Source organism: Actinoplanes sp. TBRC 11911, from assembly GCF_012933445.1.
GTDB lineage: Bacteria > Actinomycetota > Actinomycetes > Mycobacteriales > Micromonosporaceae > Actinoplanes.
On sequence record NZ_JABBNC010000008.1, the window covers coordinates 238,619 to 254,636 of the forward strand.

Annotated in this window: 19 protein-coding genes; 8 read left to right on the top strand and 11 right to left on the bottom strand. The window is 67.1% G+C overall.

The features are described 5' to 3' along the window. Positions 1-7 precede the first annotated feature (7 nt). Entirely contained in the window at positions 8-1,459 is a 1,452-nt protein-coding gene (locus HH310_RS14720) for a DUF6745 domain-containing protein (protein WP_169176070.1), read from the top strand. A 164-nt stretch (positions 1,460-1,623) separates the two neighbouring features. On the opposite strand, the gene HH310_RS14725 is transcribed toward HH310_RS14720, so the two are convergent. Continuing rightward, positions 1,624-2,454 (bottom strand): SDR family NAD(P)-dependent oxidoreductase, encoded by an 831-nt coding sequence (locus tag HH310_RS14725; protein WP_211192134.1) that lies wholly within the window; start codon positions 2,452-2,454, stop codon positions 1,624-1,626. 116 nt (positions 2,455-2,570) lie between these two features. Here HH310_RS14725 and HH310_RS14730 point away from each other — a divergent pair, with 116 nt between their 5' ends. Continuing rightward, positions 2,571-3,395, top strand: a complete 825-nt coding sequence (locus HH310_RS14730; RefSeq protein WP_169176071.1) for a helix-turn-helix domain-containing protein — start codon at positions 2,571-2,573, stop codon at positions 3,393-3,395. Between the two features lie 169 nt (positions 3,396-3,564). Here the strand turns inward: HH310_RS14730 and HH310_RS14735 are convergent, their stop codons facing one another. From HH310_RS14735 to HH310_RS14750, 4 genes are all read right to left on the bottom strand, one after another. Further along, a complete protein-coding gene (locus HH310_RS14735) occupies positions 3,565-3,726 on the bottom strand; it encodes an NlpC/P60 family protein (protein WP_169176072.1) in 162 nt (53 codons plus the stop codon). Continuing rightward, complete coding sequence (locus HH310_RS14740; RefSeq protein WP_169176073.1) at positions 3,723-4,019, bottom strand: hypothetical protein; 297 nt, start codon at positions 4,017-4,019, stop codon at positions 3,723-3,725. Before HH310_RS14740 ends, HH310_RS14735 begins: the two co-directional genes overlap by 4 nt. Positions 4,020-4,024: 5 nt before the next feature. After that, entirely contained in the window at positions 4,025-4,576 is a 552-nt protein-coding gene (locus HH310_RS14745; protein ID WP_211192135.1) for a carboxymuconolactone decarboxylase family protein, read from the bottom strand. 165 nt (positions 4,577-4,741) lie between these two features. After that, positions 4,742-5,152, bottom strand: coding sequence for a heme-binding protein (locus tag HH310_RS14750; protein WP_169176074.1), 411 nt, complete (start codon positions 5,150-5,152; stop codon positions 4,742-4,744). Positions 5,153-5,240: 88 nt separating this feature from the next. Between HH310_RS14750 and HH310_RS14755 the strand changes: the two genes are divergently transcribed. After that, the gene (locus HH310_RS14755) at positions 5,241-5,846 is read left to right on the top strand and encodes a TetR/AcrR family transcriptional regulator (RefSeq protein WP_169176075.1); all 606 of its coding nucleotides are present in this window, start codon (positions 5,241-5,243) and stop codon (positions 5,844-5,846) included. Between the two features lie 16 nt (positions 5,847-5,862). Here the strand turns inward: HH310_RS14755 and HH310_RS14760 are convergent, their stop codons facing one another. Both HH310_RS14760 and HH310_RS14765 read right to left on the bottom strand, forming a co-directional pair. After that, the gene (locus HH310_RS14760) at positions 5,863-6,189 is read right to left on the bottom strand and encodes a hypothetical protein (RefSeq protein ID WP_169176076.1); all 327 of its coding nucleotides are present in this window, start codon (positions 6,187-6,189) and stop codon (positions 5,863-5,865) included. Positions 6,190-6,402: 213 nt separating this feature from the next. Beyond that, positions 6,403-6,870 (bottom strand): peptidoglycan-binding protein, encoded by a 468-nt coding sequence (locus tag HH310_RS14765; protein WP_169176077.1) that lies wholly within the window; start codon positions 6,868-6,870, stop codon positions 6,403-6,405. 229 nt (positions 6,871-7,099) lie between these two features. Here HH310_RS14765 and HH310_RS14770 point away from each other — a divergent pair, with 229 nt between their 5' ends. From HH310_RS14770 to HH310_RS14785, 4 genes are all read left to right on the top strand, one after another. Beyond that, the gene (locus HH310_RS14770; protein WP_211192136.1) at positions 7,100-7,774 is read left to right on the top strand and encodes a hypothetical protein; all 675 of its coding nucleotides are present in this window, start codon (positions 7,100-7,102) and stop codon (positions 7,772-7,774) included. An 85-nt stretch (positions 7,775-7,859) separates the two neighbouring features. After that, positions 7,860-8,054 carry a hypothetical protein gene (locus HH310_RS14775; RefSeq protein WP_169176078.1) on the top strand — a complete coding sequence of 65 codons (195 nt, stop codon included), beginning with the start codon at positions 7,860-7,862 and terminating at the stop codon, positions 8,052-8,054. A 136-nt stretch (positions 8,055-8,190) separates the two neighbouring features. Beyond that, the gene (locus HH310_RS14780) at positions 8,191-9,174 is read left to right on the top strand and encodes an ATP-binding cassette domain-containing protein (RefSeq protein ID WP_169176079.1); all 984 of its coding nucleotides are present in this window, start codon (positions 8,191-8,193) and stop codon (positions 9,172-9,174) included. Beyond that, complete coding sequence (locus HH310_RS14785) at positions 9,171-10,010, top strand: ABC transporter permease (protein ID WP_169176080.1); 840 nt, start codon at positions 9,171-9,173, stop codon at positions 10,008-10,010. Before HH310_RS14780 ends, HH310_RS14785 begins: the two co-directional genes overlap by 4 nt. Before the next feature lie 949 nt (positions 10,011-10,959). Here the strand turns inward: HH310_RS14785 and HH310_RS14790 are convergent. Together HH310_RS14790 and HH310_RS14795 are read right to left on the bottom strand one after the other, a co-directional pair. Next, a complete protein-coding gene (locus HH310_RS14790; protein ID WP_169176081.1) occupies positions 10,960-13,089 on the bottom strand; it encodes a phosphocholine-specific phospholipase C in 2,130 nt (709 codons plus the stop codon). Between the two features lie 373 nt (positions 13,090-13,462). After that, positions 13,463-14,512: an NAD(P)-dependent alcohol dehydrogenase gene (locus HH310_RS14795; protein WP_312034074.1), complete on the bottom strand. Its 1,050-nt coding sequence runs from the start codon at positions 14,510-14,512 to the stop codon at positions 13,463-13,465. Between the two features lie 224 nt (positions 14,513-14,736). Between HH310_RS14795 and HH310_RS14800 the strand changes: the two genes are divergently transcribed. Next, complete coding sequence (locus HH310_RS14800) at positions 14,737-14,934, top strand: hypothetical protein (RefSeq protein ID WP_169176083.1); 198 nt, start codon at positions 14,737-14,739, stop codon at positions 14,932-14,934. A 35-nt stretch (positions 14,935-14,969) separates the two neighbouring features. Here the strand turns inward: HH310_RS14800 and HH310_RS14805 are convergent, their stop codons facing one another. Together HH310_RS14805 and HH310_RS14810 are read right to left on the bottom strand one after the other, a co-directional pair. Beyond that, positions 14,970-15,545, bottom strand: a complete 576-nt coding sequence (locus HH310_RS14805) for an NADPH-dependent FMN reductase (protein WP_169176147.1) — start codon at positions 15,543-15,545, stop codon at positions 14,970-14,972. A 64-nt stretch (positions 15,546-15,609) separates the two neighbouring features. Then, positions 15,610-16,011 carry a hypothetical protein gene (locus HH310_RS14810; protein ID WP_169176084.1) on the bottom strand — a complete coding sequence of 134 codons (402 nt, stop codon included), beginning with the start codon at positions 16,009-16,011 and terminating at the stop codon, positions 15,610-15,612. Positions 16,012-16,018 lie beyond the last annotated feature (7 nt).

The following is a 16,018-nucleotide window of genomic DNA, read 5'->3' on the forward strand; positions in this document are numbered from 1 at the left end:
TGGATTCATGGGGCCGGAGCTATGGACCGATGCCGAACGTGCGGCTCTGACGAACGGCGTCCGGCGTTGCTACGAAAACGCGGGGCTGCGCGCCCCGGAGATCGTGGCCTGGGCGTCGTCGCCACTGGCCGGAGAACGGCTCGCCGCCGAACTCGCCCGGCGCCACACCTCGATCGGCACCCGGAGCCGGGCATGGGTCGTGCTGCTCGCTCGGGCGGTCTCGTCGGGAACCCTCGGCGTACTGTCCTTCGGGATCACGTTCGGCCTGTCCCTCGCCGGCGCGGTTTACTGGCTGCTCGCCATTCTCCCGTCCGCCGTCTCCCCGGACGACGATGAGTGGTTTCCGCTGGCGCACGCCCGCGGTGCGTGGATCGGTGCGATCACCGCGGTGGTGCTGACGCTCACGGCCTTGTTGGTCGTGATGACCCGCACGATCGCCGCCGTCCCCGTCAGCTGGGTCCTGACCGGAACGCTGTACGGGGCCCTCTTCGCGGTCTTCGGCCCCTACCTGCCGATCGTCATCGGCGGCTGGGCGGGTGTGGCCGTGAGCACGCTCGGAGCCGCTTCCGGCGCGCCACCCGAGTCATGGATATCGACGCTGCTGACGGCCACCGTACTGCCGGTATTCGCGGTGGCCGTCGTGGTCGGCTTCGTGGTCCGGATGCGCACCGGCCCACCCGCACCGTTGCGCTACACCGACGACACCCACCTCCGGATCCGCAACAGCCTCGCCGCAACGATCGATCTTGCTCCCGTGACGCTGCCCGGGCAGCTGTGGAACGATCCCGACAGGCCGGTTGAACTGGCCGTCGCATGGGCCGTCTCGACGGGGCGGCCGGTGGTCCGGCGATATCCGGTCGCCCACTTCGACACTCAGACCGGTCATCGCGTGCTTTCCGGCACCTTGACCGCCGCGCCGCACCTCGGCTGGTGGTGGCCGCACCGCCGCTTCGTCGTCTTCAGCCACACCCCCACGGAAGAACATGACGAACACCTCATCGACGGCTTCCGGCGCCCGCACCGCACCGACGGCCCGGCCATCTCGTGGCCCGACGGTTACCGTGTGTACGCGGTGCACGGCGTCGGGGTGCCCGCCGAGTTCGTCGAGGCCGGGTGGGACGCCGAGGCCTTGCACCGGCATCCGAACACCGAGGTGCGCCGCGCCGCGATCGAGCTGATCGGCTGGTCGTCCTACATCGAAGGGGCGGGCTGGGAGCTGGTCGCGACCGCACCCGATCCCGGTAACCCGCCGCATGAGCTGGCGCTCTACGAAGACCCGTCCGGGCGGCTGGCAAACGTGCGGGTCCTCGTCATGACCAACGGCAGCCCCAACCGATCAGGCAAACCACTCCGGTACGCCGAGACGGTGCCCGACACCATCAACGATCCGGTGGCCGCGGCGGCCTGGCAATACGGTTGTCCCGTCGATGTGTACCGCCAGATGCGGCGCCGCACCTGAGCCCTCCGAGTAGCACCGACCGCGCGTCGTATGTCTCAACGACGAGAACGTGGCTTGGCGCCGCCCTGGCGGCCCAGCGCCAAGCCACGTATCGGTCCGCCCAGGGGCTTCGAGGGGAGAGAGGCGGACACCCATTAATTGCTCGTTCGTAAAGCAGGATGGAATCACTTTCCTGCGGGGCTACCCTGGGCGAGTCGTGAGATGTGGTCCCACTCCTCAAGCCCGGCGAGGCGGCCGGCATACTCGACTCGCATCTCCTCGAGTCCCTTGATGCCGAACAACACCCGCAGCGGCGGATTCGGAGCGTCGGCGAGTGCGAGGAGCGCTTCGGCGGTGGCGGCGGGGTCTCCCGGCGTGAACCCGGCGCTGGCCGAGTTGGTCCGGAGGGCTTCGCGCGCGTGCGTGTATTCGGGCATCGGCGTGACTTGCGGTGATGCCTCGAACAGGCCGGTCGGGAAGGCGATCGGTTCGATCAGGGTGACGTGGATGTCATAGGCGGCGACCTCAGCGGCCAGCGACTGACTCATCGCTTCGAGTGCCCATTTCGACGCCTGGTAGATGCCCATCGTCGGGTAGGCGATCAGGCCTCCGAGCGAGGAAACCTGCATGATGCGGCCGTTGCGGCGTTCGCGCATTCCGGGCAGGACGGCCTGGGTCGTCCACAGGGAGCCGAAGTAGTTGACATCCATCTGCGCGCGGGCCTGTTCCGGGGTGGCTTCTTCCACGGCACCGATGAGCATGTGCCCGGCGCTGTTGACCAACAGGTCGATGCCGCCGAACCGCTGCTCGGTCTCCTGGACGGCGGCGTCGACCGCGGCGCGGTCGGTGACGTCTAACTCCAGCCCGAGCACCCGGTCGCCGTAACGGTCGATCAGCGGTTTGAGCGTTTCAGTGTGGCGAGCCGCTGCCGCCAGATTGTCGCCGCGCTCGAGAATGGCTTTGGCCCAGTAGGCGCCGAGCCCTCGGGATGCTCCGGTGAGAAACCAGGTGGCCATGGTGATACCCCCATGATCGGTTGGATCGGTCGGAACCCAGCGTGCGGCGAACCCGGCAGGGTAAACAGAGTGAGTTTCACTCTGCCTAGCGATTCTGTGGGCGCGAACATGGAAGGGTGAACGCTCACCTGCTGGCCGAGTTCTTGAAGGCGCGCCGGGTCGCGCTGAGCCCCCACGAGGTGGGCCTGTCCGCGAGCGGCCGCCGGAGGACCCCGGGACTACGCCGCGAAGAGGTCGCCGCCCTGGCCGGCGTCTCGACCGACTACTACACCCGGCTCGAGCAGCAACGCGCCACCGCGGTGCCTTCCGAGGTCGTGGTGAGTTCGCTGGTCCGGGCGTTACGGCTGAGCCAGGACGAACGGGACCACCTCTATCGCCTCACCGGGCACCCCGTCCCCGACCGCCATCGAGACGATCAGCATGTCGCGCCGGCATTGCTCAGGGCCCTCGACGCGCTCGCCGACATCCCGGCCCGGGTCATGACGGACCTCGGCGCGACACTCGCGCAGAACAAGCTGGCTCACGCCGTCTTCGGCCCCGCATCAAAGACAAGCTTCATCTACCAATGGTTCTGCGATCCTGCCGCGCGCAACGGGTACCCCGCCGAGGACCATGCTGCGGAGTCCCGCGCGCTCGTCGCGGACCTGCGCGCCGCGGTCACCCGCCGCGACGACGATCCCGCCCGGTCGCTGGTCGCACATCTGCTGGCCGACAGCCCGGAATTCACCGCACTCTGGAACCTGCATGACGTCGCCGTACTGCGCCGGCGCGAGAAACGGATCCTGCATCCCGAGGTCGGACTGCTCCAGTTCGACTGCCAGTTCCTCATCGACGAGAACCGGTCGCAACTCCTGGCCCTCTTCTCGCCGCTGCCCGCAACGCCGACAGCCGACCGGCTCACCCTGCTCGCGCTCGCCACGTCCACCGACATCGGCGGCTGAACTCACCGCCGGGGCGTGAAGCGACCGGTTCGCGCGGGGTGGCCGCAATCGCTCCCGGTGACCAGCCGTTGCACGATGGTCGCGGTCGGCAGCGACATGCGGTCAATTCTTCCGCGCGCCAGCCTTCCCCGGCCCCGCCGGCGTGTCGGTCGGCCGAGCGCGGGCGCCGTTAACCGGGCCTTCGGAACCCGGCTACCGGTCCTATGTCGTCGATTCCGTCCATGCGTACATAGTCACCGGTGTGGGTGGCGTTCACGATGGTGTCGTCGCCGACGTAGATTCCCATGTGGTGCAGATCGGTAAACCAGAAGACGAGGTCGCCCAGCCTCAACTCGCCACGGGAAACGGGCTTGGTGGCTTGTCCGTCAGGTCAATCGGGCTGCCGCTGATCAGCTTGCCGCTCAACCCCGACGAGCCACCTTCGATGTACACGCGGCTGGCCAGCACATTCACATCGGACAGCGCCGCATCGACTCGGCTTTGCAGGGGCTTGAGCTGTTCCTCGACCTGGCGCGGGGACGGTTCGCCGTGTGCCGGCGCAGCGACACCGAGCGTAGAAACGCCTAGCGTCGCGGCACCGGCGCACAGCAGCGCGGCCCAGCCGGGCCTCATGCGGGAGAACACGAAGCTCAGCCGGCGTGCGAGTGCGGCACGACCGGGGCGTAGTCGTTCTCGACGCCGGTCACCAGGTTGAAGTAGTTGGTGAAGGTGTTGAGTGCGATGTGCGCGACAACCTCGGCTATCTCCGCATCGGTGACACCGGCGTCGCGGGCCTTCTGAATGACGGCGTCCGCCACGATGCCACGGCCGCGCACGATGGCATCGGAGAGCGTCAGCAGCGCCGCGGTATGCGGATCGCTCGACCTGGCATCGCGAGCCAGCTCGAGTTCCGCGTCGTCGAGCCGGCCGACCCGTGCACCGAGGAAGGTGTGTGCGGACAGGCAGTACTCGCACCGGTTGTACTCCGAGGTCGCGATCGCCAACTGTTCGCGTACGGCCGAGTTGAGAACGCCGTGGGCAAGCGCACCGTTCAACGCCAGCCAACCCTTCAACACCGCGGGGCTGATGGCCATCATCGTGGTCATGTTCGGGGTGCCACCGAGGGCTTTCCTGGTCTCTGCCAATACATCGGCCGCCTTACCGGTGGCGGTGGCTGGCTCGACGGGTACAAAACGGGTCACGGCGATTCCCTCTCGTTCTAACGGTTTCTTCCGTTAGAACCTCGCACGGCGAATCTTCGCGCGTCAACGCTTGGTGAGGTTGGTAACCGTTAGAACTGAGGGTCTGGTGTACGTCGCAAGGGGTCGGTCGCATGCCGGCCGAATTGACCGACGGGCGCGCGGCGGTTAGTCGGCGAGGGCCGCGAGCGCGGCCTCGGCGCACTCGTCGTCCTGCCCGGGCACCGTGCCGCCGCTGACCGCCAGCGCACCGAGGACGGTGTCGCCCCGCACGATGAGCACCGCACCGGCGCCGACCAGGATGGGCACCCGCACGGCATGATCCAGTTGGGCGAAGAAGTCCGGCGAGGTCTCCTGCATCTTGCGCAGCACGGCGCCGTCGCGCCGGAACAGGGCGACGCTGGCCGCCTTGACCTGGGCGATCTGTGCGGAGAGTGGCGGTGCGCCGTTCATGCGGCCGAGGGCCTGCAGATGCCCGCCTTCGTCGACCACCGCGACCGTTACCGGCGCGGCCAACTTGGCGGCGCGCTCGTGTGCGCCGGCGATGACCGTCTGAGCGTCTTGGAGTGTCAACGGCATGGCGATCCCCCTGAGTTATGTGGAGCCGCGCCCACAGCATGATTGAAGTACAGCTGTAGCGCAATGGGTGTCCAGCTATTCTGCCGGGATGGACACCAAGGGCCGGCGCAAGCAGAACACCCGCGGGAAGGGCGACCTGCTCCGCGAGGAGATGCTGACGGCCGGCGTGCGCATGCTCGACGAACTCGGCGACGATCAGGCGCTGTCGCTGCGCGCTGTCGCTCGCGCCGTGTCCGTCGCCGCCACCTCGGTCTACCTCTACTTTCCCGACCGCGACGCACTGGTGCTGGCCGCGACGCAGCGCTGCCACGAGGAACTCGTCGCCGTCGGCGATGCCGCCGAGGCCGCCCACGACGGCCACCCCGCCGCGCAACTGCGGGCCCGCATCCTGGCCCAGGCAGAATGGGCGCAGACTCACCCCGGCCTTTACAAGGTGCTGCATGAGAGCGGTGTCCACCGCCGCCTGGGCATGCCGTTCAAAGAGGTCATGGTCGAACGCACCCGCACCGCCGTCCAACGTTGCATGGACGCCGGCGCCGCCCCGCACGACGACGCGCTCACCGTGACGATCGACCTGCGCACGGCCGTCAACGGCATGCTGGCTCAGCGCATCAACGAGCCCGACCTGCCGTGGCCGCCGTTGGCCGACCAGCTCGACCGCTTCCTGACCAAACTGGTCGGCCTCCAACTCTGACGCGACCGCGAGCCGTTCATCGACCGTCCCGCACCGTGACCGAACACTGGGTGACCGTGTTGGGTTTGGTCGCGGTCTCCCCGTCCATGGCAAGCTGAGACGTCGCGATCTGGCACCCCACCGTCTTGTTCCGGTCGATATTCAGGGCGCTCAGCGAGAGATACAGGTCAGATTCCTTAGCCGCCACCGTGACCGTGCGCGTCCAGGGTATCGGCGCGACGAGGCTGACCGATTTCTCGCCCAGCGTGTAGACGATCGCCGCCTCGCCCTTGCCCGTGACGTCGAAGGTAACCTTGATCGTCTCGTCGCCGCGCGGCTGGACGGTGCCGGGTGAGGCGGTCACTGTTCCGGCATGCGAGGCCGGCGGTGGAGTGCCCGGCGACGCGTCACCCCTGCAGGACGACATGCAAGCAATGGTCACGGCGAGAGCCGCGCACGTGAGCCCGGAGCGACGCATTTAAGTATCTTGGCCCACCCGAAGGTCGTCGGCATCACCCGGCGACCTTCGGCGCCGGGTCGCACGGCGGCTCCGGCACGGCGTGGTAACGCGGCAGGGTCAGCTCCAGAGCGCACACCACGTCTTCTCGCCGACCACCCCGTCAACCGACAGCGGATTCCCGTCGAAGTCGACATTGTCCGTCTGGAACGCCCGCACAGCCGACAACGTGTTGGACCCGAACACCCCGTCCGCCTTTCCGGGGTCGAACGGATCGTGGTCGAAGCTCTGCAAGATTTCCTGAAGGAGCTTCACCCCGTCCCCGGTCGAGCCTTCCTTGACCGTGTCCGGTGCCAGCCTCGCCCACGTCTTCGGGCCGACGGTCCCGTCGACGCTCAGCGGGAACGAGAACGCCCAGAACTCGCCGACGCCGCGGTCCAGCTGGTACCGGATCACCCGGTTCTTGGTCACCGGGCCGAAGATGCCGTCGTCGGTGCCCGGTGGCAGATAGAAGCGGCAAATCAAGGCTCGCTGCGCCTTCTTGACGGCGTCGCCTTTCGAGCCCGCTTTGATGGTCGGATTCGCCATTGATATTCCTCCTGGAAAAGAGCGCCACGAGCCGGCGCGGTTCCCTCAGCATCAGCGGGCCGCCCGATAGATCGATAGCCGTATGTCGCAAGCCGGACACGGGGTGAGCCGGACCGGTGGGACAGCCCGGTCGTGCGTGAGGAGATGTTGTTGCAGGCGGCCGGGCGAAGACCTGGGGACCCTTCGTCGAGGCGTACCGGAGGCCCTCGTTCTGGGACATGCCACGACGTTGCGCGAGAAACGATCATGGGCGTTTGTGCTGTTCGTTTCTCTGCTCGCGCTCAGCGGGCTCGCGTGGGGGGTCGTCTACGTCGCCGCGATCCGGGCCGGAATGCGCGACAAGACGTTTGCGATGCCGTTGTTCGCCTTAGGACTGAATCTGTCGTGGGAAGGGCTGTACGCGGTCGTCTCGCTCGTGGCCGGCGGGGAGGTTCTCTTTCAAGGCTTCATCGATGCGCTGTGGGCGCTGCTCGACTGCGGGATCCTCTACACCTATCTGCGTTACGGGCGGGTCGGGGCGCGGTGGGTGTTCGGGACGTGGACCGTGCTCGCGCTGGCCACCTCGTTCATTCTGCAACTGTTGTTCCTCAACGAGTTCGGGTCGCGGATGGGCAGCGCCTACTCGGCGTTTCTGCAGAACCTGCTGATGTCGATTCTGTTCATCAACATGTTCGTCACTCGTCGTGGGACGGCCGGGCAGTCACTGTTGATCGCGGTCGCCAAATGGCTCGGGACGCTGGCGCCGACAATCGCTTTCGGCGTGCTCGGCCACAGCCTTTTCTTTCTCGTCTGCGGTGCCCTGTGCACGCTTTTCGATCTGGCCTATATCGGCTTGCTGGCGCGCCCGGCGTCGATCGCATTGTTCGTCGATTCTCCGGTGCCGGAGAGATCCCCGGTGGGGTGAGGCGTTCGTTCTCGGGGCGCAACCGGGCTGCGATACCGTCGGTGCGCCCCCGTCTGGCGGGGGCGAACGATCAAGGGAGACACGCATGTCCGACTCTTCCGCCGAATCCGACGCGACCGACGCCGAACCGACTGAGGAGGTCTTCGAGAACCGGGCGGCCCGGCGGGCCAAGGGCAAGAAGACGCCCGGCCGCACCGAAATCTTCGGCAAGGGGCAGCCGCCGGCCGGCCGCGGCTCCGTGCAGAGCCCCCGGCAGTACGGCAACCGGCGTAGCGGCTGACCAGGAGAAACGGCCGGGCGTAATCGCTCGGCCGCACCCCTTTCCGGGCGAAAATGGGTTGCGCCGACCGGCTGCGGGCAAGAAATGTCACACCCGTACGGGACGATGCGGCCATGCCCAACGGAGGGGGACCACCATGACCACACCGGCCATCGAGACCGCCGGTCTCGTGAAGACGTTCGGTGACAACCGCGCCGTCGACGGTGTCGATCTGTCGGTGCCGGCCGGCACCGTGTACGGCCTGCTCGGGCCCAACGGCGCGGGCAAGACCACCGTGGTGCGCATGCTGGCGACGCTGTTGCGCCCGGATGGCGGCAGCGCCCGCGTGTTCGGGCACGACGTGATCCACCAGGCCGACGCGGTCCGCAGCCGGGTGAGCCTGACCGGCCAGTACGCCTCGGTCGACGAGGACCTGACCGGCACGGAGAATCTGGTGCTGCTCGCCCGGCTCCTCGGCCATTCCAAATCCCAGGCGCGCGAGCGTGCCGCGCGGCTGCTCGAGGCGTTCGGGCTCACCGACGCCGCCGACCGCCAGGTGAAGAAGTATTCGGGCGGCATGCGCCGGCGCATCGACATCGGCGCCAGCATTCTCAACACGCCCGACCTGCTGTTTCTCGACGAGCCGACGACCGGGCTCGACCCGCGCAGCCGCAACCAGGTGTGGGACATCGTGCGGCTGGTGGTCGCCCACGGCACGACCGTGCTGCTCACCACGCAATATCTCGACGAGGCCGACCGATTAGCCGGCCGGATCGCGGTGATCGACCACGGCACGGTGATCGCCGAGGGCACTCCCGGCGAGCTCAAAGCCTCGATCGGGGCCGGCACTGTGCACGTCCGGCTGCGCGACCCGGATCAGCGACCGGCCGCCGAGCGGGTGCTGGCCGAGGAACTGGGCACCGCGGTGCAGCTCGATCCCGACCCGGTCGCGCTGACCGCGCGGGCCGAGGCCGCCGGGTCCGAGCGCGGGGCCGCCGAGCATGCCGCGCGGGTGCTCGGCCGGCTCGCCGAGGCCGGCATCGTGGTCGACGACTTCTCCCTCGGCCAGCCCAGCCTCGACGAGGTGTTCCTGGCCCTGACCGACCGCCCCGCCGTCGCCGTCGAGGAGGCCGTGGCATGAGCACCGTGACCGAACCCGCCGCCTACACCCCGTCCGCCGAGTCGCTGAGCGCCGTCCTGGCGCGCGGCGACAAACCCGGCCGCCCCGGCGCGCTCGCCGCGTCCATCGCCTTCGGCTGGCGCGCCATGCTGAAGATCAAGCACGTGCCCGAGCAGCTGTTCGACGTGACCGCGTTCCCGATCATCATGACGCTGATGTTCACGTATCTGTTCGGCGGCGCCCTCGCCGGCTCGACCCGCGAGTACCTGCAGTTCTTCCTGCCCGGCATCATGGTCACCAGCGTCGTGATGATCACCATGTACACCGGCGTCGGCCTCAACACCGACATCGAGAAGGGCGTCTTCGACCGCTTCCGCACGCTGCCGGTGTGGCGCCCGGCCGCCCTGGTCGGCATGATCTTCGGCGACGTCCTGCGCTACATCCTGGCCGCCGCCACCATCATGGTCGTCGGCCTGATCCTCGGCTTCCGCCCCGCCGGCGGCCTGATGGGCGTGCTCGCCGGCATCGCCCTGCTGGTCGTCTTCTCGTTCGCGTTCTCCTGGATCTGGACGATGTTCGGCCTGTTCCTGCGCTCCGAGAAATCCGTGATGGGCGTCAGCATGCTGGTCCTGTTCCCGCTGACCTTCCTCAGCAACGTCTTCGTCGAGCCGTCCACGATGCCGGGTTGGCTGCAGGCGTTCGTCGAGGTCAACCCCATCTCCCACCTGGTCACCGCGATCCGCTCCATCATGGCCGGCAGCTGGGACATGGGCGCCGTCATGTGGACGCTGATCGCAAGCGCGGCCCTCGTGGCAGTGTTCGGCACCCTGACAATGCGCCTGTATAACCGCAAATAAGACCCTTCCCCGTACGCCTCGGCGAGGAGTTCCGGGGTTTCCGCCCGGCTGGTTGCAACAACAGCTCCTCGCGCACGACCGGGCTGTCCCACCGCTTCAGCCGAACGTGTCACGCCCACCGGTTCAGCCGAACGTGTCGCGCGCCGTGATCGCGCGCCCGCCGCCGTGGCGGGCCGACGGCGCCTGGCCCGCGGCGCGCGGCCGATGGTGTGGAGCCGATGGCGTGCGGCCGATGGCGAGAGCGCGGGCGAGGCCTCGCCCGCGACAAATCACCGCGCAACAATCGCGCCGTGACAAATCGCGCCGTGACAAATCGCGCCGTGACAAATCGCGCCGTGACAAATCGCGCCGTGACAAATCGCGCCGTGACAAATCGCGCCGTGACAAATCGCGTCGTGACAAATCGCGCCGCAGGCCGCCCCGTGACAAATCGCCACAATAGTCGCCCCGCCACAGATTGCCGTGGCAAATCGGCTCGTGATAAGCCGCCCCGTGACAGATGGCAGCCTTCGGCTATCGGTCGCATCGGGACCAGGCGCCCTTTCATGCCCTTTGACCGCTTTCGATGCTCCCGTTCAGGTGTCCGCGGCCGTATTTTCGAGACCTTGGAGAGTTATGGCTCGTATGTGGGCACAACTCTCCAAGGTCTCGCAATCACGCGATGCCCGGCCGTCACAAAGGTTGGCGGACAGGTACAAAACGACCGTCCTTTTCGGATGGTCGTCCATCATGCAGGCATTGTCGCCCGAATAATGAGATCGCGGCACCCGGCGTTGCTGGGCGGCCAGCGCGGCACGGGTCGCGCGCCGGGTTTGGGTGACCGTTCGGGTGGAGGCTCGGGCCGGCACTCGCGCTATCGGAACTGAATGGTGGTGCTGAGCGTCTTCGGGCGTTACGAACGGCGGTCAGAGCGGTGCGGGCCCGGACCGACCGGCCCGCACCGCCACGGTCAGCCGGTGATGCTGTCCTTGCCGGTCTCGAGGTGACCGACGAAGCGCTGCGACCACGCCGTGTCGCTGTGGGTCGTGACCGTCACGTCGTACCAGCCGTGGCTGGTCCGCACCGGGTCGATCACCGTCTCTTCCTTGCCGTGCGGAGCAACCTTGATGGTGTGCGGCCGCGCCGAGTTGTAGTGGTTGTGCGTGATCGTGAACGTCACCGCCGACTTGCCGTGGTTGGCGAGCGACAGCCGCAGCTGGGGCTCGCGTTCCGACCGGCCCTCGTAGTACGTCACGTCGACCGAGAGGTCCTTGCCGACTGCGGCCAGGTCGCCGGTGAAGCGGCGCAGGAACCGGTTCGGCCCGGTGACGGTAAGGTCGTAGCGGGAGCCGTCCACCGGCCCGGTGCCGGCAACGGTCGCGTGCGGCCGCACGGTGTACTGCCCCGGGAACGCGCCCGGATACTCCGAAAGCGACGGCACCCCGGCAAGGTTGTCGTAAACCGCGAAGTGGCTCGCCTTGGTAACGAACGGCGCCGCGTTGGTGAACGAGAACGTCGCCTTCCCACCCCGGAAGCCGGTCAAGACGGCGTTCGGCTGGCAGGACACCGGCCGGGCCCGCTTGGTCCCCGCCTCCTGACGGGGCATCGTGTTGTCACCCGGCAGCGGCGTATAGCGGGTCTCCGGGATCAGCGCCCCGGTGTCCGGCAGGTGCGGCAGGCCGTACACGGGTGACGTGAAGTCGAACGCGCTCGTCAGGTCGCCGCAGATCGAGCGCCGCCACCGGCTGATGTTCGGCGAGATGGCCGGCTTGCCGATCGCGGTCGTCCACTTCTCGATGAACTGGATGACCGACGTGTGGTCGGACACCTGCGAGGTCACCCACCCGCCACGGGACCAGGGCGAGGCGACGATCAGCGGTACGCGAAAGCCCAGCCCGACCGGCAGCGGAGCGTTGACGCCGTACTCCGTCATGGTCCCCGGCACGAACTCGTCCGTCTCACCGGGCGTGGGCATGGGCGGCGGGACGTGGTCGAACTGCCCGTCGTTCTCGTCGTAGTTGATGATCACCACGGTGGAGTTGAGGACGTCCGGGTCGGCGTTCAGCGCCTCGAAGACGCCGCGCAGGAAATAGGCGCCGTTGCTGGGCGCGGTGACCGGATGTTCGGAGAAGAACTGGTTGTTCACGATCCAGCTGACCTGCGGCAGCGTGCCCCCGACGACATCGGCGCGAATCGCCGCGATGAGATTGTCGGCGTTCCCGGAGAGCCCGGTGACCGGCTCGGGAACGTTCTTCACCCCGTTGTCGTAGAAGACATTTCCGGGAGCGGCCTGGCCACCCTGCGAGGGGTCGAGCTTGGCGAATGTGTCGAAGTATTCGAGGCCGTTGTCGCCGTAGTCGTCGGCGCACTGGTAAACGCGCCATTTGACCCCGGCGGCCTGCAGCGTCTCGGCGTACGACTGCCAGGGCAGATTCTCGCCGAGCTCGTCACCGCCTTCGTTGGCGATGAATTCGCCGTGCTTGCGGTCGGCGTTGATGGTCCCGCCCCACAGATAGGTGCGGTTCGGCCCGGTAGCGCTCAGCACCGAGCAGTGGTAAGCGTCGCCGATCGTGTACGCGTCGGCGAGCGCATAGTGGAACGGCAGGTCGGCGCGGTCGAGATAGCCGAGCGTCGTCGGGCCGCCCTTCGCGTAGTACCAGCCGTTCATCAGCCCGCCGAACCAGGCGCCGTGCTGATCGTCCCAGCCGTGACTCGTACCGCCGTAGTTGGCCGCACCCAGCTCCGCACTCGGCGGCGTGGCCCCTTGCCAGCTCTTGGCGCCGCTGAGCCGCCACGGATATTGCGTGGCCGCGCCGTCCGTCGGCGTGACCGGCTGCTCCCAGACACTCTTGCCGCCCGGCAGCTGAATCGTCGACCGGTCCCCGAACCCGCGCACCCCCTTCATGCTGCCGAAATAGTGATCGAAACTGCGGTTCTCCTGCATGATCACGACGACGTGCTGGACGTCGCGGATGTCACCGTGCGGGTGGCGCGGCCGACCGGCCGCCTCAGCGGGATCGGCGATCGAGGCGCCGACGGCGGCCGCTCCGGTGATCGCGGCGGCACCACCGAGAAGAGTCCTACGGGATAACTTCGACATGACGGTCAAGACCTCCGGCTCCGGGATGCGACATCCCGGACGCTCGTCCCGCCAGATTTCCCGCGAGCGACGGCCAGCCGAAGGCGATATTGCCGCTGACGCAAGTCTATTGCCATGCGAATCTCTTCGGACTTGCGCAGAGGAAGCGAATAGCCGCTGGTCAGAGCGTTCCGTCTATGCCGATTAGACCCTTTCGAACCCCGAGCCGGTACGCCTCGCCGAACAGTCCCCGAGGTTTCGCCCGGCTGAGCGCGACACCATCTCCTCACGCACGACCGGGCTGTCCCACCGACAAGGGCGCCGGCCCCGACCACTGAGTCGGGGCGGCGCCGGACGAAAACTAGGTTGGCGGCTGTTCAATCCGCTCAGGACTTCAGATGGTGCTGGCATCTATGACGTAGCGGTAGCGCACCTTGCTACCTCCGTGTTCGCGAAGGGAGTCGAGGGCGTCGTTGATGCCCTCGGCGGGGATCTGCTCGATCTCGGAGGTGATGCCGTGCTTGACGCAGAAGTCGAGCATCTCCTGGGTTTCATGGATGCTGCCGATGGCCGACGAGGTGAAGGAGATCCGGGTCAGGATCAGGGAGAACATGCCGATCGACACGGGCCCGTCCGGAGCGCCGAGGTTGACGAACGTGCCGTCGAACGCGACCAGCGACAGGAGCTGGTCGAAGTTGAGAGCGGCCGAGACGGTGCAGATGATGATGTCGAAGTATTCGGCGCGTTCGACGAAGGTGTCCGGCTCGGCGGTGTTCCGGTAGTCGTCTGCTCCGAAGGCGAAGGCGTCGTCCTTCTTGCTGGTGCCGTGGCTGAGCACGGTGACTTCGGCGCCGAGGGCATGGGCGAACTTCACCGCGAGGTGGCCCAGGCCGCCCAGGCCGATGATGCCGATCTTGGTGCCCGGGCCCACGTTGAAGTGTCGTAACGGCGAGTAGACGGTGATGCCGGCGCACATGAGCGGGGCTGCGGCCGCGAGATCGAGGCTGCCTGGGATTCGTACCAGATAGTTCTCGTCGACGACGATCGAGCGGGAGTAGGTGCCGTATGTCGGCTCGCCCGACTTGTCGTAGCCGTTGTACGTGACGTTGAGATTCCGGCAGTAGTGCTCCATTCCGTTGAGACAGAACCAGCACGTCCGATCGCTGTCGATGTAGTTCCCGATGCCGACCCGGTCACCGACCTGAAACTTGGTGACCTCGGGGCCGACCTCCGTGACGAGGCCGGTGGACTCGTGACCGGGGACCATGGGATAGATGCCGGCGCCCCATGCTCCGTCGATTTGGAGCGGGTCGGAGTGGCACACGCCCGTGTAGGCGATGTCGATCCTGACGTCGAATCGGCCGGTCTCGCGGCGCGGGATTCGAGTTTTTTCCATACGCCCGGATTTCGCGATGGCGGCGTAGGCGTCAGTCAGCTGGGTCAACGTTCTTTCCTTCTGGTGAGTGCGGCGTGGGTCGCCTCCATTCGAGCAGTGACGGTCCATCGGGAGAATGGTTTGGCACGTACCCCCTAGGCTGGTACTCGCAGTGCGCGCTAATGGGGGTCGGCTCGGTCACATAAATGGTGCGGTGGCAGCCCGCTCGCGCAAGCCTGGAATTCTTCGTGAGAAGTCGAGATTCCGGCCCGGCACACAGGGAGCACAACCCCATGGCCCAGCTCTTCGTCGTCAGTACCACGCGTCCGTATCAGACCCTCAAGGAGATTCCGTGCTCCATCGAGGACGGAGACGCCATGGCGGCCACCATCAACCGGCAACGTTCGCTCATGGGTCGTCCGGCCATCGCCATCTGCATCCCGGACGCGATCGGCAACAGTGAGTATCGAAGAGATCCCAAAAACGGATGACGGCCGCCCCGGCACCGGAGCGGCCGTCGTGACGGTCAGGCTCCGGCGCGCGCGATCCGCATGGCGTTGGACCAGCGGATCAGTTGGTCGAGTTCTCTCGTGAGCTCATCCTCGCGGTGCCCTCGCGGGGTGAACGTCGTGAGGTTGTCTTCCCACTCGGTCATGACATCGAACGTGACCTGGGCGCGCACGTGGGCGATCTGTAGCTCGGCCATCATCCCGCGCAGGTGGTCGATGGCGTGGGCACCGCCAGCCGTCGCGCCATAGCCGATGAACCCGGCCGCCTTATTGTTCCACTCGGCGTACAGGTAATCGATGGCGTTCTTGAGCGCGCCGGAGGTGCTGCGATTGTATTCGGGGGTGACGAACAGGTAGCCGTCAAATCGGGCGATTCTCGCGGCCCAGGTCTTGGTGTGGTCGTTCTGATACCGGTTGGCCACTGGCGAGTTGACCTCGTCGAGGAGGGGCAGCTCGTAGTCCCGCAAGTCGACGATCTCGAACTGGGCGTCGTCGCGCTTCGAGGCACGGTCGTACACCCACTGAGCGACGGCCTCGCCTCGGCGGCCGGGCCTGGTGCTACCGAGGATGATCGCAATTCTCGGGGAGGTGATTGCTTGAGTCACGTACCGACGCTAAGACCTTCCGGGGAACGCAACCAGGCATCGTTTGTATACGTCAGCGGACCAGCCGGGACAGCCGCTCGGCGGACAGCTGGTCGCTGCGCGCCGGTTGCATCAGGACGAGGCGCTGGGTGGAGATCGTGCTCCGTACCACCGTCGTTTCCAGATCGATCCTGCCGACGTCGTCGTGCTCGATCCGCTTCGGAGCACAGGGTTCCGCGGTGGCTCGGTGCTCAGCCCACGTCCGCGCGAAATAGTCGCTCACGGCCAGTAACCGGTGCCAAAGCTCCAGTGCATCGGTGTTCTCGCATTGCGGCGCGAGGGTGACGCGCAGATCGGCCACCAGGGAGTGGCTTGTGCTCTCGTGCCGCGCCGTCGGCTCCACCGAATCCCGCCAGCGGGGCTCGGTGAACCAGCGCCACAACATGTTGGATCGAGGCCATTCGGCGGAGGCCATCGGGCCG

Bases quoted from the DNA above. Each gene is read 5' to 3' on its own strand.
- HH310_RS14725 (WP_211192134.1), bottom strand. From the start codon at position 2,454: ATGGCCACCTGGTTTCTCACCGGAGCATCCCGAGGGCTCGGCGCCTAC.
- HH310_RS14765 (WP_169176077.1), bottom strand. From the start codon at position 6,870: ATGGCGAATCCGACCATCAAAGCGGGCTCGAAAGGCGACGCCGTCAAG.
- HH310_RS14810 (WP_169176084.1), bottom strand. From the start codon at position 16,011: ATGGCCTCCGCCGAATGGCCTCGATCCAACATGTTGTGGCGCTGGTTC.
- HH310_RS14775 (WP_169176078.1), top strand. From the start codon at position 7,860: ATGTCCGACTCTTCCGCCGAATCCGACGCGACCGACGCCGAACCGACT.
- HH310_RS14800 (WP_169176083.1), top strand. From the start codon at position 14,737: ATGGCCCAGCTCTTCGTCGTCAGTACCACGCGTCCGTATCAGACCCTC.
- HH310_RS14790 (WP_169176081.1), bottom strand. From the start codon at position 13,089: ATGTCGAAGTTATCCCGTAGGACTCTTCTCGGTGGTGCCGCCGCGATC.
- HH310_RS14750 (WP_169176074.1), bottom strand. From the start codon at position 5,152: ATGCCGTTGACACTCCAAGACGCTCAGACGGTCATCGCCGGCGCACAC.
- HH310_RS14780 (WP_169176079.1), top strand. From the start codon at position 8,191: ATGACCACACCGGCCATCGAGACCGCCGGTCTCGTGAAGACGTTCGGT.
- HH310_RS14785 (WP_169176080.1), top strand. From the start codon at position 9,171: ATGAGCACCGTGACCGAACCCGCCGCCTACACCCCGTCCGCCGAGTCG.
- HH310_RS14720 (WP_169176070.1), top strand. From the start codon at position 8: ATGGGGCCGGAGCTATGGACCGATGCCGAACGTGCGGCTCTGACGAAC.
- HH310_RS14755 (WP_169176075.1), top strand. From the start codon at position 5,241: ATGGACACCAAGGGCCGGCGCAAGCAGAACACCCGCGGGAAGGGCGAC.